This is a genomic window from Halosimplex amylolyticum, assembly GCF_051414035.1.
GTDB lineage: Archaea > Halobacteriota > Halobacteria > Halobacteriales > Haloarculaceae > Halosimplex > Halosimplex amylolyticum.
On the sequence record NZ_JBLKNW010000002.1, the window covers coordinates 665,835 to 689,382 of the forward strand.

The following is a 23,548-nucleotide window of genomic DNA, read 5'->3' on the forward strand; positions in this document are numbered from 1 at the left end:
TGGTTTAAACTTAAGGAGTTCCCGGCGACCGCCGACGGCCGGGGTGGGACGCCCCTCAGCCGTCGAGGCGCTCCGAGAGCCGCCGTTCGACCAGCTCGACGAGCGTCTGGCCGAACGCCGAGCCGTTCCTGGCCAGGCCGTGGGCCTCGGCGACGCCGGCGGTGTCGGCCAGCGGGACCAGCCGGAGCGTCGTCCCGTCCGGACCGACTTCGACGTGGAGCGACGCCTGCGGGAACGAACAGGTCGCCGGAGCGAGCATCTCGACGGTGTCGCCGTGGGTACACAGCGCGGGGACGTGGTGGTGGCCCGACAGCACGAGCGGCACGTCGTGCTCGCGGAAGAGCTCCGAGACGGCGTCGCCGTCCTGCAGAGAGAAGTTCCGCCACCGCTCTCGCTCGGGACAGTCCGGGAGCCTGGCGGCGGGGTGGTGGAGCGCGACCACGGGCCGGTCGGCCGCGGCCAGTCGCTCGGCGAGCCACGCCCGCTGGGCGGGGCCGACGCGGCCGCCCCAGGTGTCGCGCAGGTCGCCGAGGTCGTCGCTGCGGTCGTCAGCCGCTGACTCCCGGTCGCCGTCTGTCGTCGCCGGCCCTCTGGCGGCCGCCTCCGAATCGCAGTCGACGGTCGGATCGTCGACCAGGCCGGCGACACCGCTCGTCGCCGTGTCGACGCCGAGCAGGGTCAACTCGCCCACTTCCCGTGCGAAGGGGAGCGGGTCGTACCGCTCGGCGAAGCGCTCGACCGGCGGGCTCGTGTGGTCGTCGAACGCCTTGGGCACGTCGTGGTTGCCGGGGACGGCGTACCAGGGCACCTCCAGCGCGCCGAGCGCGTCGTCGACGGCGTCGGACTCGGCGGAGTGGCCGTCGCGGGTCAGGTCGCCGGCCACGAGCGCGGCGTCGGCGTGCTCGTTCGCGACGGCGACGGCCGTCCGCAGGCGGTCGAGCGTCCGGTGGTACACTTTCCAGGTGCCGCGCGCGGTCAGCGCGACGTGCGGGTCGGCGACGACGGCGAGCGTCGTCGGCGAGTCGCTGCGCGGCCGGTCGAGTCGCGCGAACACAGGGCCCGGGGCGACGGTGTTCCCCGTCATGGATCGGAGAGGACGTGGACGCGGTCGGTGTCGAGGTCGAGGGCCACTCGGTCGCCGACCGCCGGCGCCTCGCCCGGGTCGACCCGGAGCGTGACCGACTCCTCGTTCGGGAAGTCGGCGACGCAGCGCACGTGTTCCCCCAGGTAAAACCGCTCGCGGACGGTCGCCTCGAACGGACCGCTCCCGAGTTCGAAGGCCTCCGGGCGAGCGACGACGGTCACCTCCCCCTCGTCGCCGTTCGGGGCGGGCGTCGTCGCGTGCCCGAAGTCCAGCCGACCGTCGCGGGCGGTCGCGGGCAGGCGGTTCGACGTGCCGACGAAGTCGGCGACGAAGCCGTTTGCCGGCGCCTCGTACACCTCGGCCGGCGTCCCGACCTGTTCGACGCGGCCGTCGTTCATGACGGCGATGCGGTCGCAGACCGTCATCGCTTCGGTCTGGTCGTGGGTCACGTACAGCGCCGTCACGTCGAGGTCGTCGAGGAGTTCGACGAGTTCGCGCTGGAGCCGGGTCTTCAACTGCGCGTCGAGCCCCGTCATCGGCTCGTCGAGCAGGAGGATGGTCGGTTCGATGGCGAGCGCCCGGGCCAGACCGACTCGCTGTTGCTGGCCGCCGGAGAGCGTCGTCGGGTCGCGGTCGGCCAGTTCTGGGATGTCGAGCAGTTCGAGCAGTTCGGTGGCCCGCTCGCGGCGCTCGGCCGTCGAAACGCCGCGCATCTTCGGGCCGAACTCCACGTTCTCCCGGACGGTCATGTTCTCGAAGAGGGCGTACGACTGGAAGACGAGGCCGACGTTCCGTCGTTCCGGCGCCACGCGGGTCACGTCCTCGTCGTCGAACAGCACGCGCCCCTCGGTAGGCGTCTCGAAGCCGGCGATGGTCCGCAGCGTCGTCGTCTTGCCGCAACCCGAGGGGCCGACCACCCCGAGTATCTCGCCGTCGCCGACCGTGAGCGACAGGTCGTCGACGGCGGTCGATTCGCCGAACCGCTTGGTCACGCTATCCAGTGTGATCTCTGCCATGGTCTCAGTTCGTCGTGAACGCCCGGTCGCCCAGCAGCTGGAGCGCCGCGGTGACCCCCGCGATGAGGACGAAGAACACGGAGACGGCGGCGGCGGTCGTCAGGAAAGAGCTGTTCGAGATGTTCGCCTTGAGGAACAGGGCGAGCGGCCGTGCCCCGCGAGAGAAGACGACGTAGGAGAAGTTGAACTCCGCGGCGGCCAGCGCCCAGCAGATGACCGCGCCCGAGACGATGCCGCGTTTGGCGTTCGGGACGACGACCGAGAGAAAGGTCCGGGGCCACGAGGCGCCGAGCGACCGCGCGCTCTCCTCCAGCTGGCGCAGCGGCATCGACTCGAAGCTCGACTGGACGGCCATCACCATGAACGGCGCTTTCAGTAGCGAGTACCCGACGATGAGCCCGAAGTCCGTCCCGGAGAGCTGCGGATACGCCCGGAGGAAGGCGACGCCGAGGACGATCCCCGGCGCCAGCGGCAGGACCGCGAAGGCGTTGAGCAGGTCCCGGCCGGGGAACTCGTAGCGCGCGACGGCGTAGGCGATGGGTACGCCGACGACGAGGTTGACGAGGACGCCGCCGAGTGCGAGCCACACGCTGCGGAACAGCGGGCTCTGGCTCGGCGCGGCGAGCGGGTTCTCGGGCAGCGTGCGCAGGACGGCGCCGAGTTGCAGCGAGTAGAGCGCGTCGTCGCCGCCGATACCGAGCACCTGCTGCCAGTGGGCGAGCGTCACGAACCCCGAGGGGAGGACGCCGGTCCACTCGCGCGCGAACGACGCGACGACCGTCGCGACGACGGGGAAGACCAGGAAGGTAAACGTCAGCGCGAACACGGCCGTCACGAGCGGACGCCCGAGGACGGCCGACGGCGAACGGCGCCACGATCGGGCGTCCACGCGCTCGACGGCGACGCCCCCGTCCGGTCGTGCGCTCTCCGTCGGGCGGACATCGTCGGCGTCGCTCACAGTCCCACCTCCGCGCTGGTGTAGCGCAGGCCCACCGCCGTGAACCCGAGCACGAACGCGAACCAGACGGCGGCCATCGCCGACGCGAGCTGGATGTCGAACCCGCTTCCCGACGAGAGGGCGTAGTCGATCTCGTATGTCCAGACGCGAAGCGCACGGAGGATCAGGACGGTGCCGAAGATGGCCAGTGCCGTCCGGACGGTGAGGATGAACGCGCCGATGAGTCCCGGCTTGATCTGCGGGAGCGTGACGTGATAGAAGGTACGGGCGGGCGAGGCGCCCAGCGAGCGGGCGGCCTCCTCGGTGCGCTCGTTCACCTCGGCGTAGCTCCCGCGGAGGAGCAACAGCGCCCGGGGGATCATCGAGTAGCAGTACGCGACGAACAGGCCGCCGACGCTGGTCGCGATGGCCAGGTCGAGGTTGCTCCGGCCGGTGAACCACGCGGCCAGGTTCGTCACCAGGCCGCTGTTGCCGAAGAGGACGATGATCATGAACGCCGCGACGATGCCGGGGAGGCTGATCGGGAACGAGAGGAGCGTCACCAGCGCGCCGCGGAACGGCAGGTCGTACTTCTCGAGGGCGTGGGCGGTCGCGGTGGCGACGCCCAGGCTGACGACGGTCGTCGCGAGCGAGAACCAGAGCGTGTTAGCGGCCGACGCCCGCAGGTACGGGTCGGTGAGGAGCCGGCGATAGGCCGACAGCGAGAACCCCTCGGTGACGTACTTGGCCTCTGAGACGCTGATCCGGAGCATCTCGCTCAGCGGGTACAGCCCCGCGACGGTGGCGAGGACGAGGAAAGGCGCACACAGCGCGGCGATGCGGCGTCGCTCGCGGTCGTGCTCGGTCCGCGGCAGGATCACTCGCTCGGCGGGGTCGGGAAGCCGCTCGACGCCGCCGCGGACGGCGGTTCCCGCCGCGGCGGCGACCGGCTGCAGCCGGCCGCGAACCCCGTCGGTCGCTTCGTCGGCGGCCATCTGCCTACAGGCCCGCCGAGCGCTCGATCTCGTCGATGATACCCTCCTGCTTGTCGACCATGGTCCCGTAGTCGACCTGGAACTCCGTCTCGTCGTAGGTCGACTGGTCGGGGAACTCGTCGGGCATCTCCAGTTCCGGCGCGCGGATGGGGCGGACGTACGCGTCGAGGAACTTGCGCTGGCCCTCCTTCGAGAGGACGTAGTCCATGAACAGCTTGCACGCCTCGGGGTTCGGGGCGCCCTCCATCAGCCCGAAGCCGTAGGGCTGGTTGAACGCGCCCTTGTTGCCGTTCTTGCCCTTCAGGAGCGCGACGTCGACCTTGTCCTCGGCGATGTCCTCGTTGTTGTACTTGAGGTTCAGCCCGGAGTAGTCGTAGCGGACGAACGTGGCGTACTCGCCCTTGGTGAACTGCGCCTGGAAGTTGTCCGTGAACTCGGCGCCGTTCTCCTTGAGCCGCTTGTAGTAGTCGATCACCGGCTGGAGGTCGTCGAGCGACCCGCCGCGGGCGTTGTTGATGGAGAGCGCGCAAGCCAGCCCGACGGCGGCCGTCGGCGTCTGGAGCGCAATGTCTTTCGCGATGTCGGGGTGGAGCAGGTCGTCCCAGGTCTCCGGGGCGTCGAGTCCCCGCTCCTCGTAGACGTCCGCGCGGTAGGTGACCGCCGTCGTCATCCGGCGGGTGGCGGTCATCTGGCCGTCGTCGGTCTTGAGCTTCGCCGGCACTGTGTCCCAGTTCTTCGGCTTGTAGCCGGTGAGAAAGCCCTCGTTCTTGGCGATGATGCCGTAGGTGTAGCCGCCGTTGTACGCCGAGTGGTCGGGGTTCTGGGCGTGCGAGCGCATGTGCTTGAGCGCCTCGCCGGACGAGCGGTCGTCGTCGTTGAGCGGGACGCCGTACTGCTCCTCGAAGGCCTCCATCAGCGCCGGCCAGTTCGACCAGTTCGACTGGACGCAGTAGACGTAGAGCGTCTCCGGGAACGACGACGCGCTCACGGTGGTCTGGTAGTCGCCGTGACCCACCTCGTACTCCTCGGCCGTGTCGGTGTCGGTGGTTCCCCCGTCCCCGCCGCCGAGCGCACCGGTACAGCCCGCGAGACCGCTCGCGACTACCGTACCCGTTCCTGTCAGAAACCGCCGTCGTGACGTGTTCATACGGGAGAACGGGCGCGGACGACGGTTAAGATGGCTTATATTTTCGGTTCGTTGCAGTATCGAGCGGTACGTTCAGTATGGCCGAGAACGGGTCGCTGCCGAGGGCTATTGACGGTATATATCCGTGGGGCGAACCGCCGGCTCTGTCGCGACCAGGTCGAACGCGATCGACGCCGTCCGTGGCGAGTGTTCAGGTCCCCTGTCGGTCTAACACGTCGATCGTACGTTCATGTGAATTTGACAGCGAGGTGACCTCTGAATCGACGTAGAACGTCCAGTTGGCCGTTCCGCCGTCGTCCGAGATTTATTCGAGATCTCGGTGCATTTCGTTCATTCGTCTTCAGACAGGCCTGTCGAAGCCGTGCCGCCGTCTTCGGTTATCACTTAAAGCTGGATAAAGTTAATTTCATCGACAGAATGGGGCCACGATCGGTAACATCAGCCTCTATTACGCCATCATTCTGGACTACCGCTGTGGAGACATTTCCGCCAGTCTGCCGATGGACGGTACGTACGCCTTCAGCGTTCTGTAGAAGGCTCTGCCATAATCTGCTGGCGACGTTTGATCTCTTTGAACGATGTCGGATTGTCGGTAAGGAAATACAGTGTCCCGTTTTCAAGGTCACGCCGTTCGGGGAGCTCGCTCGGCACCGAGACTCCTGTGACGTCAGTTGGAACGTACGTTAGCCAATGGATAGGGATGGGCTCGTTGGTGTCTTTCTTGAACCACTTGATAGGTGGTGTGGGGTCGCCCTGTCCAGTATCGACGCCGAACCCGACTATCATATCCGGGGCGGTATGCGCTTCGGCCAGACACACTACATCACCGATATCCGCAGCGTTGACGGCGTCGTCGGACTTGAAATAGACGCCGTCGACCGAGATGGCGAGTGTATCGGTCGAACTGCGTTCATCAGCCGTATCCGGACCGTCTGAGGGGTTTATGTGTAACAAGTAATGAAACCCATCGTACTGGAACTGAATAGCGCCCTGACTGTGTTCTACGACGTAGTCCACGGCTCGAGACGGTGGAATTTGCTCCGGGAGATAGTCCGATTCTGCGCCGATATACAGTACGGTATTGAGTTCACCGTCTACAGCGTGATCTGTTCGTTGCTGTAGCCCGCTGAGCATCGAGCGAAGTTCGCTCGATCCGATCGGCGATTTGAATCCGAACTCTATCTGCACATGTTCGATCATCCTTTGCGCGCGAGACTGAGACCAACTACAGTTGAGGGCGCGGGACGTTACTACCTATGATACAACACCGGGCGTGAATTAAATGGTTAGCTGGAAATTTCAAGCCCAAGATGGTCAGCAACCGCGGTAGATCTGTCACTGAGTGTCCCGAATTCGTACGGGAACATTGTCGACAGAAGCAAGAACCCACCATCGGACAGCTGTTCTGTTCGTGCTGCCGGTGCAGACGATAGATTCGAACGCCCGAACCATTCGACGAATGCAGGAGTATATATATTCAACCAGTACAGTTCAGTCACTACACCATCTCGAAGGCTACCAATGTCTGGTTCAAGCGCCTCAGAACCGACACCACTGGACAGGAACGAACCGAAGCCGTACCATGTATCGGTGTAGTTGTACAGCAACCCGACCAGTTCGAGATACGATGCAAGATTCTCCGCTGCGTCCGGTGCGTCCGGCTGAAGATACAATTCAGACGTACCGACACTGACAGTTCTCGAATTAGCGGGCACGAACCGTCGTTCGAGACAGAATCCGATCCGCACGGGCAACTCGTCAAACCACCCCTCGATCCATCCCCATTCAGCGCTTTCGAGCGCAGAGATTGCTGCCTCTGTAGACAGATTGTCCGACGTATCCCCATCTGTCACCACAGACCACGCTGTCGATCCGGTCGCGGTTGAGCTGCTGAATCCAGCAGACAAACATCCCTCAAGCGTATCCCTAATTTCAGGGAACCGTTCGACCAAGAGGTGCGTCTCAACAGGTTCATCCGGCATGCTTATTCTGTCCTGGGAACGTATTGATAGTCGACATTCCCGTATTTGTCGTCCAAATTATCGAGCATATCTAATACGTCTTCGTCTATCTCTTCGATCGGGTCGCTGAATACGACCGTCATCGTATCAGACGAACTATCCCGGTATTGGAGATAATTATCCTCAATTTGGCTCCGGAGTTTTCGGACATCACCGCCACTAGCCCTAGTGAAATCACCATTCTTCACCTCAGCCAGGTCGCCGTTGGACTGAACGATATCGAACTCCACCCTCCTGTCGTCGGAAAGAATCACCTTCTTGCCGATTTCATCGATATCAGACCCGTCCTCAAGTAGTTTGACGGCAGAGCGCGCCTCGAATGCGGCATCCGGGATGTTACTCGGATCGCCCGTCCTGGCGATATCCTTGATCGGTCCATCTGCAAGGCCGTCAACACCTCTACGTTCAAGTTCTGCAGCATCTTCGGCAAACTGCTCGACAGTATCAGCATCTATCGAACCGGATGACAGGCTCCTAGCGAGTGAGTTTCGGACCGCATCTATTTCACCGGTATCTATCCGGAGCAAGTCACGCGTTGCCGGGGTATCGACAGAGGAAATCAGAGTAACGCCATTGTCACCGGTCTCACCGATCAACTCGAACGCACGCCGCTGGTCGGTCTCGTCGAGCGTCCGGATCGTCGACACCACGTCGCTGTTGCCCGGTTCGTCCAGCTTCCGCGCGACCGTCGCCGTCTCGGAAGCTGACAGGTCGCCGTCGTCGTACGCTCGGAGGAGCGTCCCGCGCGTCTCGTCGGGCAGGTCGGCGTTGAACACCGCCCCGAAGTCCTCGTCGTCGAGTTTGCGCTGGAGCCTCGCGGCTCTCTGGCCACCCTTTTCGACGCCTTCGAGCGTGTCGACGAATCGCTCCTGGCCGCCGTCGGTCAACACCTCTAGACCGGTGTCGTCACCGCCGCCACCGCTCCCGCGGATCCGCCGGTAGTACGTCCGCAGTGATGCTTACACGAGAAGAGACATCTCGGGTCGAAAGTAATGGAACCGGATCCTGGCTGACCCGCTCAGAGTAGATTCTGCCGGATGTACGCGTCGACGTTCTCGCCTTCGAGATCTGCCAGCGTGTCGAGTGCGCTCTCGATCGAAGCAAGGTCCTCTTTCGTAAAGTCGTCCTGCTGGGCGACACCCCCTAACGAGACCAGCAGGTTCTGTTTGTTCACGTCCGTCTCCAGATCCATCACTTTCGTCACGACGTTCTCGTCGTCCGGGTCGTCCAAACGAACGAACGACGGTGGGATCGCGTCGTGCAGGAGCGCCGACGCGTGTTCGTCCGTATTCGGTTCCCGTGGAATCTCCGAGAGCATCGCTTGGATCAGTTCTATCTGATCGGCTGGTTCTTCGTCGACGATATTCCGCACGAACGCGTTATCATCGATCCGCCGGAGGTTCCGATCGTCGTCGACGCGAACTCGGCGAAGTCGGAGCGCGTCGTTCGTGAACTCGCCTGCGATATCGTCGGGTACGACCCCCAAGTCTGCACCGTACTCGCCGGTTTCCAGCGCTGCAAACGGGTCGGAGAGACCTACTGACTGGTCCGAGTTGACATCCTCTTGGAACTCCGCGGAGTCGAGATACGGGGCGTCGGTCGGCGGTCGCCACCCGCCTTCAACCCACGGTTGCTCGGACTCGATTATCAGTGTCCGTTCGCCGTCGATGTCAGCGACGTACCACGGTTCCCTATCAAACAGGGCATCGGTACCGCCGAGATCATCGAGGACTTCATCGGAGTAGACGCCGAAGACCGGTGCGCGTTCGATAGCTTCACCGATCGGCCGGTCTTCCGGCACTGCACTCATCGGGTCCCGTGCGGTGTTGAGCCACGCGACGTAGTTGGCGTCCAGTTGTGTTGCGAGGCGACAGACGAGTTCGAATACGATGTCCATCCACTCGTCGTAGTCCGTATCCTGTTGGGCCCACTTTGGATGCACCGTGTCGCCGAATCCATCGATACTTAAGAGTGGCTCGTCCGGTGACCGTTCGTCACTTTGATTAAAATCATATCGCAACGAAGATCTGTCTTTGGAGACAGTGTACTCGCAATATTGATTGTCACCAACTTCATTTACAGTCCCCTCCTTACTATTGACGCTTAACCCGGCGGTTTCAGACACTTCGAGTGTTGTCTCCACAGCGGTGGGTAGCGCCGTACCCGAGTATAGTGCGACCGTTATTGCTCCCGTCATTGTTTTAGTCTCCTAGCTCGCCGTAGGTCGTGAATTCGATCTCGATATCAGAGCTGGTTCTTCTCTGTACTGTATTGCGTATCTGGTTGGTCTGGCCTAAGTCTTTCAATTTATCCAGATACTCATCGGTAGTCACTACGACAAAACTATCTTTTCCCACTCTCGATCTCGACTGGGTCACGAACTTATCGATCAGGTCTCTGGATTCTTTCTTGACCAAGAATCCACTGTATTCCTCGGGGTTGTAGTTCTTCGATTCAATGGATGGTGATTCGAGTTTCTTCCCGTTGACCGTGATATCTCCATCGACGTCTATGTCGATCTCTGTCTTCGAGTTAGGGGCGTTCTGAATGTCTCTAACGACGTTCTGCATTTCGATATCTGCGCTCCCGATCTCGTTATCCTCGCTGAAGATCTGTTTCGCGGCATCGACTTCGCCAGCGATCTGTTTGAATCCGCTTTTGCTCGCCGAAACGTCCGCCATCGCATCAGTGACACCTTCAACATCGTTCTCCGCGAGTTCGTCAATCTGTTCTTGGACCGCTGACGAACTACTCGAACCCGGCCCCAGGGACACTTCGTCGGCTTTCCCGTAGGCGTTCAGGAGTTTCTTCGCCTCGTCAGGGTCCAGTCCATCCGAGTCTTTCGTATACTGGTAGACCGACCGAATCGTCGACTCGCACGGGCTGTTACAGACGTCGCGGTCGAGCAGTTCCCGCCAGGTTTCGTCGTCGGTCTGCCGGCGGAACTGCGCCAGCGTTTGTCCGCTGATCGCCGGGTCTTCCAGCGCTTCCTGGAACTCCGCGCGTCCACCGTCGGTCAGTGGCTCTAACCCGGTGCCACTCTCGGCTTCCGTCCCGCGGATCTGTCGGTAGTACGTCCGCAGTTGCGTCCGTCCAGCGTCACTTAGCCCGGTCAACACGTCGCTGGGGGTGTTCCCCAACCTGCGCGACAGCGACCACGTCCAAGTTCCGGGACCCCAATAGTGGCTTCAGACTGCGGTCAAGAACTGAGACTGCCGTCAGTTATACTTTATCCGACTCGTCGTCAACCCACTCGAGAGTATCATCAGTCAGTTTCGCCTCCAGTTGCGTGCCATCGGTACGAACAATCCGAAGCAGATCAGCCTGTGGTGCGTTGCCTTGCTCGCGCTCGTGGTCGACGTACGCTTCGATGCGTTTGCGGAGTTCTTCAGTCTGTACTGTCGGGGCGTCACTGGTCACCTCGAAGACTGTTTCCCCCGCTTCATCGTATTGTGCAGCCGTTTCGACGAGTTCGGATTCGACCCAGTCGATACGATACTCCCTGATCAGTTCCTCGGCCGGCGGTCCGTCGTACTCGAAGACTACGCTAGGGTCGGCATCTGTATACCGATCCATCTCTCCGACCGAGAAATCTCGTGCGACTACCGGAAACGTATCGTTGATCTCGTGAAGTAGCTTACTCAATCTGGCGCGATTGATTTGCGCGATCTCTGTGTCGCCGAACCAGATATCTGAATCAGTGCCGATCGTGATTCTGTAAACAGAATCACCGGCGAGTTTTCCCCCGGGCCTATATTTAGAACTTTGATGAATGACCGAAAAAGAAAGTGGGGCGTGATCTGGCACTTGGTCAACGTCTGATCGGTCGTTTCGGAAATACTCTGACTCAGTAGCGTCGATAGTTTGCATTCCGCTCCGTAGATAAACCTTCACGCATGTAGACTCAGTTGCGACTTTCGAAACGTGCAGGACACGGTCATCCTCGGTCGCAATTTCGGCCACACGCTCTGCATACTCTTGATACGTGATTCCGTGGCAGTTTTTGATCGTACCGTTAGAATCCAACACTGGTTCCGCTTCGCTGAACGCTTCGTCGATCGGAGTCTGTGAAGGCAGCGAGGCAACACCGAGTTTCAGCACTATTGGGGCGATATCTCTCCCGAGGGTAGCGAAGATGCGTTCCATGACCGCGGCTGTTCGATCAGGGACCTCGTTCGACAGTTCGATCTCTGAATCGATATAAAACTTCCACGACGTCGACCCCCTGATCATTGTCAGGTAATCTTGGTTTTTCTCCATCGCGTTATTCACCTACTTGAGAGAGGTCTACTGTGAATGGCTCAGCATCATCCGGGTTAACACGAACACGATCAACTACAATCTTGTCCACGATGTTATTTTTGAGGTTGCGGTCTATCTCGTCAAGGAGGCGCTGCTCAAATTCTGAATTACTGTCGATCCCGTATTGGTCGTAATCCACTGTTATCTCTCCGCTATTAGACCCATCGCTAGTTTCACTCCTAATCTCGATGAACTTTCTATTCATCGAGTCGGCATCTCTGGAATCATCTATCACATTATCGAAGATATTACCTCTGAAATCTTTCCCACTTACCCGTTTGAATTCGACGTAGTCCGCGCTGCCGTCCCCGTATTGCACCTTCATATCCACGTCCTTGCTCGTGGTGGTGAACTGCGGTTCGACGACGACTTCGTCGACGTCTCGACCGTCTGGAATGAAGTCGGACTCGCCCCTGACGTACGCCCGCGTTCTGTCGGCCTCGTTGGCCAGATTCAGGAACGAGTTGCCATTGGGACTCGTCTCGTCGACGAGGGCTCTGTAGTTTTCGACGTCGACGTCTCCGTTGCGGGTCGCATCGACGATTTCGTCGAGGTCGGAGAGATACGCTTCCACGTCGTCGGTATCGACGCGGCTGTCACCGAGCGCCCCGGCGATGTCCGCTCGCCAGAGGTCCCAGTCGTCGAACCGCCCATCGAGCCCGATCCAGTCGCCGCGGTCTTCGAGCCTGAAGAGCCGCTGTAGACTGGCACTGTCGAGGTCTCTGACCAGCGTCACACCGGAGTCACCGGCGTCGGCGACCAGTTTCAGCGCACGCCGCTGGTCGGTCTCGTCGAGCGTCCGGATCGTCGACACCACGTCGCTGTTGCCCGGTTCGTCCAGCTTCCGCGCGACCGTCGCCGTCTCCGAGGCCGACAGGTCGCCGTCGTCGTACGCTCGCAGCAGCGTCCCGCGGGTCTCGTCGGGCAGGTCGGCGTTGAACACCGCGCCGAAGTCGGACTCGTCGAGTTTGCGTTGCAGCATCGCGGCTCTCTGGCCACCCTTTTCGACGTCTTCGAGCGTGTCGACGAACCGCTCCTGGCCGCCGTCGGTCAGCACCTCTAGCCCGGTGTCGCCGCCGTCGCTACCGCTTCCGCGGATCCGGCGGTAGTACGTCCGCAGTTGCGCCCGTCCAGTGTCGCTCAGCCCGGTCAACACGCCGCTGGGGGTGTTCCCCAACCTGCGCGACAGCGACCACGTCCGGCCGACGGTCTCGACCTCCGACAGCGTCTTTCGGATCGTGTCCGACGCGCCCACGTCGACTTTGGAGACGACGCGGCGGGTGACCTTCGACCCCACCATGACGGCCGGGCCGGTGACGTACTTCGACCGCGTGGATCGGTAGTACTTCAGCGCGCGGTTCGCTCCCGTCTTGTCGGCCAACTTCTGCACTTTGTCGATCTTCTTGACCTGGCCGGTCGCCGCGGACTGGGCGACCTCGAAGACGACCAACCCGGCGTAGTACCCCCGGCGGAAGTCGTCGTACAGCTCCTGGTTCGCGATCTCGCCCTTGCGGTAGTAGGGGTTCGCGGTCCGCTGCTGGCGCTGGTACTGTGTGACCAACAGCCCCGGGATGTCGTCGACGTTCTCGATCAACTGCTCGTACCGGGAGAGATTCGAGTAGCGATTGAGCGTCTGCTGGGGCCGGTTGACGACGTCCTGTACCGTGCCGGTGAGGCGCCCGGCGCCGCTGGAGATACCCGTCCCGGTCCCCAGCGCGAACGCTTGCGATTCCGAGAGGCTACCGAGGGTCCCGCTTTGCTTGACCGCTTCGACGAGCCCGTTGTGGCGGGCGGCAGCGAGCGTCGTCCGCGAGTTTCCGTGCTCGTCGGTCGCGCGGACCTTCAGTTTCGTCTTCGCGAGCGCTTCCTCGAACGTGCCGAGCGCTCCGGCGTCTATCTCGCGGTTGAAGTACCCAGGATCACTGTTCGAGTATTCCTTGCCGTCGACGATGATCGTCGAGGATTCGACACCACTCGGGTCGTCGGCGGACCCCTCGACGTAGTAGAACGATTTATACCCGGGCGTCCACGGCAAGCGGGACCCGTATCCGGCCGAATGGATGTCGAGCGTCGGACCGTTGATGTCGAACAGCGTCGGGTCGTGCCCGTCTTCCAGTTCCTCGTCGTCGGCCTGGCCGTCGTTGTCGGTGTCTTCGGACCAGGGGTCGGTCCCGAGTCGTTCCTCCCTGTCGTCGTCGAGCCCGTCGTCGTCGGTGTCTTTGTAGAGCGGATCCGACGTGACCGTCCGATCCGTGACGTACTGGCCGGGCTCGCCGTCTTTCGTTCCGATGGCCTCGCTGAACGCGAGCGCGTCGTCGTGGGTGTCGAGGACGCTGATCGTCCAGCCGTCGGCTTCTTGCGCGTCGGTGAGGCCGTCTCCATCAGAGTCTCGGTTCCCCGGTGCTGGGTTACTCGACCACTGATACCCCGTTTCCAGCGCTTTGCTCCGCGGCGGTTCCTGGGTAATCCGAGAGGTAACGTCGATTTCCTCACCGTCCGGGATCCCGTCACCGTCGGTGTCCGCATCGTACGGGTCGAGTTTGACGACGGGCCCGTTCGCGAGCGGGATGCCCTTCACCTCGCGGAAGTCGGGGATGCCGTCGCCGTCCGAATCGCGGTCGACGACGCTCTCGGCGGGCGCTTCGAAGTCGATGAAGTGCGCGCGCAACCAGGAGTGGTCACCGGTGGTGTGGCGCGCGTCGGCGCGCAACGAGACCGTCACGTTCTCGCCGGCGTATTCGGTGACGTTGAGCCGACGGACGACCGTTCGGGTATCCGACACCATACTGGAGTCGCTCTCCAGCCGGTAGATGTCGGTCTCGTTGTTCCCGGAGTCGAGCGAGAGGACCGCCGCCGCGTGCGACCAAACACTCTGGATGTGGGCGGTCGCTTTGATCTTCACGAACAACGGACCCTCTTCGGGGAGGGTCGTCGTGCGATTGAGGAATCGCTCGCGGGTGGTGTTTTCCCACACCCGAATGGCGTCGTCGTCGGAGTCGATCGCACAGCCACCGTCGGCGGGCTGGTCGTGGTAGCCACTGCCGCGGTCCTCGACGTTGCAGGACCAGTCACTCTCGTCGATCGACGACGGCATCGACTGGAACGTCCAGTTGGCGATTCCTTCGCCCGTCGACCCGTTCGGTCGCCACGAGAGGATGTCGTTCCGGTGGTGGAGGAACTCGGTCCATTCCTGGTTGTCGAAGACAGTGTAGGTCGAGAAGTGCTCGGTCGTCGCCGTCACCGTGTTCGACTCGGGATCCACGGTCGAATTGACGTGCTCGTAGCGTTGTGCGCTCTCGTTGAACCGATAGATCGAGAGGTTGCCCTCGCTGCTCTCGACGCGCGATTCGTTGTAGGCGATGGTGATGTTCGCCCGCGAGAAGTTCGCCCGCGACTCGAACTCGACGAACGGCGCGACCGACGCGTTCGGCGTGTACTCGTCCTGATAGCGAACGTGTCTCGGTTCTTCGACCGTCGTCTGGGCGGCGACGTTGCCTTCACCAGTGATCGAGACGGTGGCTCCCAGCGACTCGTTGCCGGTCGTCGTCGTGTAGGTCTCGTTGCCGTCGAGCGTCCCGTCTCCGTCTGTATCCGGATCGCGGGGATCCGCGGGGAGGACGACTTCGTCGCTGTCCGCGAGTCCGTCGGCGTCCGTGTCCTTCAGTGTCGGGTCCGTCGAGTGGCTTCGAACTTCTGCCCGGTCGGACAGACCGTCGCGGTCCGTGTCCGCGACCAGCGGTGATGTGCCGTGTGCGTATTCGTCGGCGATCGACAACCCGTCCCCGTCCCTGTCCTCGGCCGCGTCCGGAACGCCGTCACCGTCTGAATCCGCCTGGAACGAGTTTAACCACGGATACGTCGACTCGATGGTATCGTTGAGCGAATCGCCGTCTGCGTCAGCGCGGAGCGGGTGCCCGTCTATCCGCGCGGGGGTCAGGGTCGTGTCGCGAACTGACCCGTTCGTGAGCCGGAATAGAACTTCGTGACCGTCTCCCAATCCGTCGCCGTCCGTGTCGGCCTGCTGCGGGTCCGTCGAGACCGTCGGAGCGCGGCCGATCGGGAGCGTGTACTCCGTCTCCTCGATGTAGTTCGGCAGGTAGTCTCCGTCGTCGTCCCGGTACAGGCGGACGTCCGAGACGGCGACGCTCACGTTGTCCGGGCTCCTGGCGGTCACCGTGATCTCTTGGCCGGCGAACGCACCGACCGGGACGGCGACGACCCGCCGGTCACCGGTCGCGACCGACTCCGTCTCCGTGACGCCGTTCGCGCGGGCGACGAGCGTCGCGGTCGCGTTGGCGGGGCCGGTCGCCCGGACCACCGCGGAGACCGTCGTCGAGTTCTCCTCGGGGACGTCGATCGACCAGACCGGCCTCGTCTCGCCCTCTGGGTTTCTCGCCGGCTCGACCCCGCCGGTCTCCGCGAGCGCGGTCACGCCGCTGTCGGTCTCGCGCTGCCACGCTACCGACCCGTTCGGCGAGAGCGCCGTGACGGTCCCCTTCGGATCCGTGAGGTTCGCCGGGTCGGCGACCGTCACCGTCGTCGTGACCGTGTGGTTCGTCCGCCCGCCGAACGCGTCGACGATCGTCACCGTGACGTCGTACTCGCCGGGCTCGCTGTAGCTGTGGGCGACCTGCGCGCCGCGCACCGTCTCCGTCGTGCCGTCGCCGAACTCCCAGACCGTCTCGACGATCGTCCCGGTGTGCCCGGAGTCGTTCGTCGCGGCGGTGAACGTGATCGGCTCTCCCGGCCCGGAGGCCGACGGCGACGCCGACATCTGCGGTTCGACGACCCTGACCGTGACTGGGTCGGTCGTGGCAGTCAGGTTGGCGGCCGGAGCCCTGACGGTGACGACGTACTCGCCGGCGGGGATACCTCGCAGCCGGTAGGTCATCTGCCCGCCTGGCACCGACGCTGTCGATCGGTAGACGACGTCGCCGTCCAGCGTCGCGACGCTGATCGTGACGTTGCGCCCGGCGTCCGACTCGAGTCGCAACCGCAGGGGCTCGCTCCGCGTGAACTCGTTCGGCGGGGCGGTGACGTTCAACGTCGGCCCGCGCTCCGACTCGACAGTGATCGTTCCCGTCCGAGCGGTCAGGTTTCCGCCCGCTGCCGTCAGGACGGCGACGTACTCGCCCGCGCCGAGGCCCGGGATCGTGAGGCGTGACTCCCGCTCGCTCACGCCGACGGACGTGTTCAGGAGGACTCGACCGCTGGCGGTTTCGAGACGGAGTTGTCCGCTGGTCGACGCGTCGGCGCTGTAGGCCAGCGTCAGGTTCTGCTCGGTCGTGAGGTTCCGCTGGACCGCGCGCAGCGAGAGCGACGTCGGTCCGCCGTCGTCGGGGCGGCTGACGGTGATCGTCTCGGCCGTCGCGCGTCCGTCGCCCGTCTCGGACTCGATCGCCGCGACGTACGTGCCGGCGGGCGGGTTCGGGATCGTCAGCTTCGACTGTCGCTCGGTGGCGGTGACGGAGGTGTTGAGAACCGTCTGACCGCTGCTCGTGGTCAGCGTGATCCACGCGTTCGTCTGTTCGTCCGCGGAGTACCGGAGCACCAGGTCCTCCCCGGTCGTGAGGGTGCGGTCGACCGCCGCGAGCGAGAGGTTCGCGCTCCCGGACCCGCTGGGTTCGGAGACGGTGATCACCTGCGTGGAACCGCCGTGGCTCCCGTCGGTCGATTCGATCGCGGCGACGTACGTGCCGGCCGGCAGGTCCGGCACTGATAGTTGGGTCGGCTGCTGGCCGGCTGTCACGGACCGATCAAGCAGTACCCGCCCGTCCGTCGCGTTCACGTAGAGCGTCGCGTTGGTCCGCCGATCTGCCGAAAACTCGAGAACGAGCGTCTCCTCGGTCGTCAGGTTCCGGTCGACGGCTCGCACCGTGAGGTTTCGGGACCCCGTCGACGGCTCGCTGACCGTGATCGTCGCCGTGGCGTTGCTCCGCCCGTCGGAGTCGGCCGCGATCCGCGCGACGTACGTTCCCGCGTCGAGGTTCGAGACCGACAGCTCAGCCGGTCGCGTGGTCGCGGTCACCGACTGCCGGAGCACGTCCGTCCCGTCCGTCGTCTCGAGCGTGATCGTTGCGTCAGTCTCGTTGCCGGCGGCGTATCGCAACCGCAACGACTCGTCCGTCGCGATCGAACGGTTGACCGCCTCGATCGTCAGGGGCGCCGGCTCGTCCGACCCTGGCTCGGTGACGGTGATCCGCTCCGTGGAGTCGTTCAGCGGCCCGGAGTCGGCCGCTATCCGGGCGACGTAGGAGCCCGACTGCATGTTCGAGACCGTCAGCGCCGTCGTCTGCGGATAGGCGGTGACCGGCCGCTGGAGCACGACCGCCCCGTCAGCCGTCTCGATCGTCAGCGTCGCGTTCGTCCGGCTGCTCGCGGAGAACCGGAGCGTCAGGTCGTCACCGGCCGTGATCGATGTCCTGTTGGCGGTGATCGACAGCGATGCCCCGGCCCGCGCGGACGGTGACCCGCCTCCGAACTGTTCGAGTCCCGGGACCAGACGCGTCGTGTCGATCACGGTCGACGATCCGGCCGGCGGGTCGACGTCGATCCCCAGCGGCGCGTCCGACTCCAGCGCGGTCGCGGCGCCCCGATCATCACTGGCTCGCAAGTCGCCGACGGCTCGCTCGCTCGGACCGCTCCGTGCAGTCGTATTCGAGCCGCTCGCCGTGTTGTTCCGGGAAGTGGCTGTCTGTTCCGTCGCGCCGGGGTCGTACACGGCGCCCGTCCGTGAGCCGACGTAGACCGTCCCGTTGGGCCCGACGGTGAGATCCGTGATCGTCGCCCGCTCGTGCAGCGGCACCGTCGTGTTCTCGCGAACCTGGCCGGTCGTCGGGTCGAGTTGCAGGACGAACGGCTTTGTGTCGTCGTCTGTGTCCGCCGCGGCGTAGATCGTTCCGTTCTGGCCGACCGCGAGTTCGGAGACGCCGCCGTCGACGGCCGTCGTCCAGCCCGCGCTCCCGTCCGTGGCGGAGACGCGCCGGACGCCGTTCGAGATGGCGGCGTACACGCCGGCGCCCAGCTGCGTGACGTCGTTGACGAAGCGGGCGTCGATGTCACGCTCCCAGACGGTGAAGTCCCGTTGGCTACCGTTCGCACCGTACGGGTTCTCGAGTGCGGTCTGGTTCAGACGGACGAGCCGCGCCGGCTCTCGCCGGCTCTCCAAGTACAGCCCGACGTAGAGCGCCCCGTCGCTGCCGTGCGTGAAGTCGTCGACGTTGTAATCCGACGCGTGCCGGCTGAAGTGAATGAGCGTCCAGGGTCGGAACCCGCGCTCGGCGTCGATACGGGTCAGGTTCCCACCGATCGCGCCGTTCGCCGCCGCGAAGACCGTTCCCGCTCGCGTCGTGGAGAGCTCGACCGCGCCTCGCTCGAATGGGACGCTCGACGTGACCGAGCCGTCTACCCAGTCCAGTTGCCTGACGGCCCGCGAGCGGTTGACCGCGGCGTAGATCGCGCCCTCCGGATCTGCCGCGACCGCGGTGTCCCCGGGGGCTCCGAGCGAACGGACCCAGACGGTCTGGCCGCTATCGACGGCGACCTTCCGGAGCGTCCCGTTCTCGGTCCCGACGTAGACGCCGCCCGGATCTGCCGGCGCGATCGGTTCGGGCCGACGAACTCGGGTCGATTCGTTCCAGGCAGTCTCGTTCAACACGGCGAAGTAACCGAGCGACGGAACAGTGGCGGACGCCCGCCGCTCGTTCTCGTCGATCGAAGTCGCGACCGGTCGCCACCCCCGGGCGGTGCCGTCCCAGTGGTAGATCGAGAGGTTTCCGAATTCCGCGGCGGCCACCGAATCAGAGAGCGGGACTGAAACCGTTGTCGTGCCGGTCGGTCGCTCGGTCGACGTGATCCGTACGACCGGGCCGGCGTTGGAGAGATCGTGCTCGCCGCGCTCCGGATAGGGCGTGATCGAGACGTTCTCGCGGTCGATGGCCGACCGCGAGAACGTTACCGATACGCCGGTTTCGTTGTCCTGGATCGTCTGTGGTTCCAGACCGGCGGCCGACCGTTCGAAGTCGGGTGCCACCTGCCCCTCCACTACGGTCGGTTGGCTCCCCCAGAACGACCCGTTCCCTGCCGACTGTGAGCCGATGTCTGGCCCGGTGCCACGGTGTGCGTCGACGCGAGCGGGGACAGAGGCCGCGGTGAGCCCACCGATGACCGGTGTGGTGATCAGCGCAAACGTAAATACGAGGACCAGTATTCGATTACTGATCTGGCGCATAATAGCTACCAAATAACATTATGCACATATTATTTTCTATTGTCTTGTATACCGGCTACGTATCGACTGCCGTTCGCTTCGATACAGACGTGGCGGCATCCGCAACGGTCTAGATCGAACGAGCCGGCGGCTGCCGGACGAGTGCAGACCGGTCCGGCAGTAACCTGGCCACCTCTCGCGGGATGGGGTATCGGGGCGGAACGCCTGGGAACTCCGGAGAGAAGACGACACTGTCGGGGTGAGGCTCGACGCATCCCGGAGTAGGTCACCTCGTCCGATCCTGCGAGCGAGTCACCCGGATCGAGGTCGATTTTCGCTTACGTGGGGTCGAGCGGAGCGATGTGACGGCTCCCGGCTTACTCGTTCGTCGAACCGAACGGAGAGACGACACAGGGCCGGTTCGCGTGCGATCCAGACGAGCGGCACACTGCCCCGGCCGAATCCGCTGGTTCGAATCGTCCCGCCCGATTCGGCCGGCTTCGTCGCGATGCCGCTCTCACTGGGCGTCGCCTGCCGCCTCGACGACGGCCTCGGCGAGCGCGTCGAAGTCGGCGGCCTCCGGCACCACGTCGACGGCGACGCCGGCGTCGGCGGCGGTCTCGGCGGTGGGATCGCCGATGACGCCGACGACGGCGTCGGCCAGTCCGTCCAGCGCCTCCTCGCGGACGCCGCGTTCGTCGGCCGCGGCGAGGAAGTGCCGGACCGTGAGCGAGGAGGTGAACACGGCGCCGTCGAGGCCGCCCGCGGCGGCGACTTCCGCCGACTCGCCCGCGTCGGCGGGGCGCTCCAGCCGGTAGAGGACCGTCTCGTGGAGGTACGCGCCGGCGTCTTCGAGGCCGGTCAGCAGGACGGCCGAGCCGTGGTCGCTGCGGGCGATCTCGACCCGAGCGCCGGCCACCTCGTCTTCGAGCGCCGCGACGAGGCCAGCCGACGAGAACTCCGCGGGCACCCGATCGACGGGGTAGCCGTGCTCGCGTAGCGCGTCGGCGGTCGACTCGCCGATGGCGCAGACGGTCGCGTCGCCGGCGCCCCACCGCTCGGCGGGCCCGCCCTCGTCGGCGCGTTCGCCGGCGACGAGTTCGACGCCGGTCTTGCTGGTGAACACGACGTAGTCGGCGTCGCTCCGGGGGACGGCGCCGGTCGGGTCGACGGTCAGCATCGGGTCGGCGAGGGGGTCGGCGCCGAGCGATTCGAGCAACTCGACCGCACCAGCGAGGCGGTCGTCGGGCGGGCGGAAGACGGCGATCCGCGGGCGGTCGGCGGCGCTCATCGCTCGGTCACCCTGTCGACCGCACCGGCGGATTCGTCACTGCCGTACCCGCGGAGGAACTCGACGACGCGCTCGCGCTCGCCGGCCACCTGGCCGATGACAGTGATCGCCGGCGGTTCGATCCCGACCTCGTCGCGGGCGTCGACGATGGTCTCCAGCGTGCCGGTCGCGACCCGCTGGTCCGGCCAGGTCGCGCGTTCGACGAGCGCGACGGGCGTGTCGGGGGCCATCCCGGCGTCGCGGAGCGCGGCGGTGTAGTCCGGGAGCTTGCCGACGCCCATGAGGACGACGATGGTGCCGCCGGTGGCGGCCAGCGCCTCCCAGTCGACGGCGGACTCGTCCTTGGTGGGGTCCTCGTGGCCGGTGACGAACGACACCGAGGAGGCGTGGTCGCGGTGGGTCGCGGGGATGCCCGCGACGGCCGGGCCGGCGATGGCCGACGTGACGCCCGGGACGACCTCGAAGGGGACGTCGTGCTCGGCCAGATAGGCGGCCTCCTCGCCGCCGCGGCCGAAGACGAACGGGTCGCCGCCCTTCAGCCGGACGACGTGTTTCCCCTCGCGAGCGAGTTCGACGAGCCGCTCGTTGATGGTCGACTGCGAGGTCCGCTCGCCGCCGGCGCGTTTGCCCACGTCCTCCCGACGCTCCTCGGGGATCAGGTCGATGATCGCCGGGCCCGGGAGCTTGTCGTGGAGGACGACGTCGGCCTCGTCGAGGAGGCGCCGGGCCTTGACGGTGAGCAGGTCCGGGTCGCCGGGGCCGGAGCCGACGAGGGAGACGGTCCCGGTCACGCGTCGGATCCTCCCGCGGCGCCTCCGTCGCCGTCGTCACCGTCTTCGATGGCGTCCGGCGTGTCGGGCGAGGCGCCGCCGGCACCCGACTCCTCGTCGGTGCGGCGCCGCGCCCGTTCGATGATGTCCGCGGCGCCGGCGCTCGCCAGATCCGCGGCGAACGCGCGGGCGGCCCCCGGGTGGCGGTCGACGGGGAGTTCGCGCGTCTCGCGGACCTCCTCGTCGCCCTCGCGGTCGAGCACGCGGACGCTCGTCCGGACGACCGACCCCTGGAGGACCGCGTAGATGCCGATGGGCGCCACGCAGCCGCCGCCGAGTTCTTCCAGTACCGTGCGCTCGGCGGTCGCCTCGACCCGCGTCGGTGCGTGGTCGAGCGCGCTCCGGATGTCGTCGGCCAGGTCGTCGTCTCGAGCGGTGACCGCCAGCGTCCCCTGGCCCGGCGCCGGAACGAACTGGTCGGGGCGGAGCTGCGTGTGTTCGACGTGGTGGAGCAGGCCGGCACGCTCTAATCCCGCTTCGGCGAGGACGATGGCGTCGTACTCGACGTCCGGGTCGCGTTCGAGCGCCCGCCGTTCCAGCTCCGAGAGGTCCTCGAACCACTCCTCGACCGTGCGGTCGTACTCGGAGTCGTCGTCGGCCTCGTCGCTGTCCCCGTCGTCGTTCGCATTGCCGTCCGCGCCGGTCCCCGCCTCGTCGTCGTCCGCGTCGTCGGGTTTGTTGTACTTGGCGTAGTCGGTGGTCCGGCTCTGGTCGTCCGCGTCGCCGCCGTCGGCCTCGTCGTACACGGCGAACGACTCGGCCTCCTCGTCGACTTCGGCCTCGACGCGGCGCTCGTGTTCGCGGACGAGCGGCGGCGCGAGCAGTTTCTCCACGCGCGTGTCGACGTTGCCGCGCAGCGGCTGGACGTCCAGATCTGGCCGCTCGGCGAGCAACTGGGCGCCCCGGCGGAGGCTCGACGTGCCGACGGTCGCGCCCTCGGGGAGTCCCATCAGGGAGGTGCCCTCGCGGGTGACGAGCACGTCACGGGGCGCCGCTCGCTCGGGGACGCCCGCGACGATCAGGTCTTCGGGCATCTCCGTCGGCACGTCCTTCATCGAGTGGACGGCGGCGTCGCAGTCGCCGTCGAGGACTTCCTCGTCGAGCGCGCGGACGAACGCGCCGGTCTTGCCGAGTTCGTGGATGGCTTCGTCGGTGATCTGGTCGCCCGTGGTCTCCACCTCGACGAGTTCCACGTCGAACCGTCGGTTCTCCAGGCGCTCCTTGACGGCGGCGGCCTGCCGCATCGCGAGCGTCGACCCGCGCGTCCCCAGCCGCAACGTTGTACTCATTGTCTCTCAGTGGACGCGCCGACGTGAAAAGCACACCACTTCCGTTCGCGGCTAGCGTTTGGATGGCGTGCGAGTGTAACAGTGGTTGCAGGCTCAAGGGTCGTGAAGAGAAGTTGGACTGAAGCGACCGCAGGTGACAGCAAGCGACGAAAGCCCTCGGCACGCTCGCTAGCAGTGTTCTGGTCCGCAGCGGACAACAGGCGCTGAAAGCCCTCGGCCCGCTCGCGGTCGCTGAGCGACATACCCTCGCTTCGCTCGGGTAGGGGTCGCTCAGACGACTACATAAACGCGAGCGTGCCTCGCCCTTTCAGTCCGCCAGGGACAGCACCGCACAGCACCGCGCCTCACGCCTCCCCAACCGATTCGCTCCCTTCGGTCGCTCATCCCTCGCACGGCTACGTCGCGGGATGAAACCCGCGACAGCGCG

General features: G+C 64.9%; 15 protein-coding genes. All 15 read right to left on the bottom strand.

Features of this window, described 5'->3' with window-relative positions:
• Positions 1–55: 55 nt before the first annotated feature.
• The 15 genes from ACMGFE_RS13675 to hemC all read right to left on the bottom strand — a co-directional run bounded on the left by ACMGFE_RS13675 (position 56) and on the right by hemC (position 23,121).
• Entirely contained in the window at positions 56–1,084 is a 1,029-nt protein-coding gene (locus ACMGFE_RS13675; protein ID WP_436925769.1) for a metallophosphoesterase family protein, read from the bottom strand.
• A complete protein-coding gene (locus ACMGFE_RS13680; RefSeq protein ID WP_436925770.1) occupies positions 1,081–2,100 on the bottom strand; it encodes an ABC transporter ATP-binding protein in 1,020 nt (339 codons plus the stop codon). The genes ACMGFE_RS13675 and ACMGFE_RS13680 overlap by 4 nt, the downstream gene beginning before the upstream one ends.
• A 4-nt stretch (positions 2,101–2,104) precedes the next feature.
• Positions 2,105–2,935 carry an ABC transporter permease gene (locus tag ACMGFE_RS13685; protein WP_436926096.1) on the bottom strand — a complete coding sequence of 277 codons (831 nt, stop codon included), beginning with the start codon at positions 2,933–2,935 and terminating at the stop codon, positions 2,105–2,107.
• A gap of 119 nt (positions 2,936–3,054) precedes the next feature.
• Positions 3,055–4,032, bottom strand: a complete 978-nt coding sequence (locus ACMGFE_RS13690; protein WP_436925771.1) for an ABC transporter permease — start codon at positions 4,030–4,032, stop codon at positions 3,055–3,057.
• A gap of 4 nt (positions 4,033–4,036) precedes the next feature.
• Entirely contained in the window at positions 4,037–5,179 is a 1,143-nt protein-coding gene (locus ACMGFE_RS13695; RefSeq protein WP_436925772.1) for an extracellular solute-binding protein, read from the bottom strand.
• Positions 5,180–5,698: 519 nt separating this feature from the next.
• The gene (locus tag ACMGFE_RS13700) at positions 5,699–6,367 is read right to left on the bottom strand and encodes a hypothetical protein (RefSeq protein WP_436925773.1); all 669 of its coding nucleotides are present in this window, start codon (positions 6,365–6,367) and stop codon (positions 5,699–5,701) included.
• Between the two features lie 98 nt (positions 6,368–6,465).
• A complete protein-coding gene (locus ACMGFE_RS13705) occupies positions 6,466–7,161 on the bottom strand; it encodes a hypothetical protein (RefSeq protein ID WP_436925774.1) in 696 nt (231 codons plus the stop codon).
• A gap of 2 nt (positions 7,162–7,163) precedes the next feature.
• On the bottom strand, positions 7,164–8,090 hold the full coding sequence (locus tag ACMGFE_RS13710) for a hypothetical protein (RefSeq protein WP_436925775.1): 927 nt from the start codon (positions 8,088–8,090) through the stop codon (positions 7,164–7,166).
• A 128-nt stretch (positions 8,091–8,218) separates the two neighbouring features.
• The gene (locus tag ACMGFE_RS13715; RefSeq protein ID WP_436925776.1) at positions 8,219–9,397 is read right to left on the bottom strand and encodes a hypothetical protein; all 1,179 of its coding nucleotides are present in this window, start codon (positions 9,395–9,397) and stop codon (positions 8,219–8,221) included.
• A gap of 4 nt (positions 9,398–9,401) precedes the next feature.
• Entirely contained in the window at positions 9,402–10,319 is a 918-nt protein-coding gene (locus ACMGFE_RS13720; RefSeq protein ID WP_436925777.1) for a hypothetical protein, read from the bottom strand.
• Between the two features lie 103 nt (positions 10,320–10,422).
• A complete protein-coding gene (locus ACMGFE_RS13725) occupies positions 10,423–11,460 on the bottom strand; it encodes a hypothetical protein (RefSeq protein WP_436925778.1) in 1,038 nt (345 codons plus the stop codon).
• Between the two features lie 4 nt (positions 11,461–11,464).
• A complete protein-coding gene (locus ACMGFE_RS13730; RefSeq protein ID WP_436925779.1) occupies positions 11,465–19,534 on the bottom strand; it encodes a PKD domain-containing protein in 8,070 nt (2,689 codons plus the stop codon).
• Positions 19,535–20,228: 694 nt separating this feature from the next.
• The gene (locus tag ACMGFE_RS13735; RefSeq protein ID WP_436925780.1) at positions 20,229–21,002 is read right to left on the bottom strand and encodes a uroporphyrinogen-III synthase; all 774 of its coding nucleotides are present in this window, start codon (positions 21,000–21,002) and stop codon (positions 20,229–20,231) included.
• Positions 20,999–21,793 carry a uroporphyrinogen-III C-methyltransferase gene (gene cobA / locus ACMGFE_RS13740; RefSeq protein ID WP_436925781.1) on the bottom strand — a complete coding sequence of 265 codons (795 nt, stop codon included), beginning with the start codon at positions 21,791–21,793 and terminating at the stop codon, positions 20,999–21,001. Before cobA ends, ACMGFE_RS13735 begins: the two co-directional genes overlap by 4 nt.
• Positions 21,790–23,121, bottom strand: a complete 1,332-nt coding sequence (gene hemC / locus ACMGFE_RS13745; protein WP_436925782.1) for a hydroxymethylbilane synthase — start codon at positions 23,119–23,121, stop codon at positions 21,790–21,792. Before hemC ends, cobA begins: the two co-directional genes overlap by 4 nt.
• Between the last annotated feature and the right edge of the window lie 427 nt (positions 23,122–23,548).

What these genes read in the sequence shown, in the direction of transcription:
- ACMGFE_RS13675 (WP_436925769.1), bottom strand. Translation starts at nt 1,084, where the DNA reads ATGACGGGGAACACCGTCGCCCCGGGCCCTGTGTTCGCGCGACTCGAC.
- ACMGFE_RS13690 (WP_436925771.1), bottom strand. Translation starts at nt 4,032, where the DNA reads ATGGCCGCCGACGAAGCGACCGACGGGGTTCGCGGCCGGCTGCAGCCG.
- ACMGFE_RS13695 (WP_436925772.1), bottom strand. Translation starts at nt 5,179, where the DNA reads ATGAACACGTCACGACGGCGGTTTCTGACAGGAACGGGTACGGTAGTC.
- ACMGFE_RS13705 (WP_436925774.1), bottom strand. Translation starts at nt 7,161, where the DNA reads ATGCCGGATGAACCTGTTGAGACGCACCTCTTGGTCGAACGGTTCCCT.
- ACMGFE_RS13680 (WP_436925770.1), bottom strand. Translation starts at nt 2,100, where the DNA reads ATGGCAGAGATCACACTGGATAGCGTGACCAAGCGGTTCGGCGAATCG.
- ACMGFE_RS13715 (WP_436925776.1), bottom strand. Translation starts at nt 9,397, where the DNA reads ATGACGGGAGCAATAACGGTCGCACTATACTCGGGTACGGCGCTACCC.
- hemC (WP_436925782.1), bottom strand. Translation starts at nt 23,121, where the DNA reads ATGAGTACAACGTTGCGGCTGGGGACGCGCGGGTCGACGCTCGCGATG.
- ACMGFE_RS13725 (WP_436925778.1), bottom strand. Translation starts at nt 11,460, where the DNA reads ATGGAGAAAAACCAAGATTACCTGACAATGATCAGGGGGTCGACGTCG.
- ACMGFE_RS13735 (WP_436925780.1), bottom strand. Translation starts at nt 21,002, where the DNA reads ATGAGCGCCGCCGACCGCCCGCGGATCGCCGTCTTCCGCCCGCCCGAC.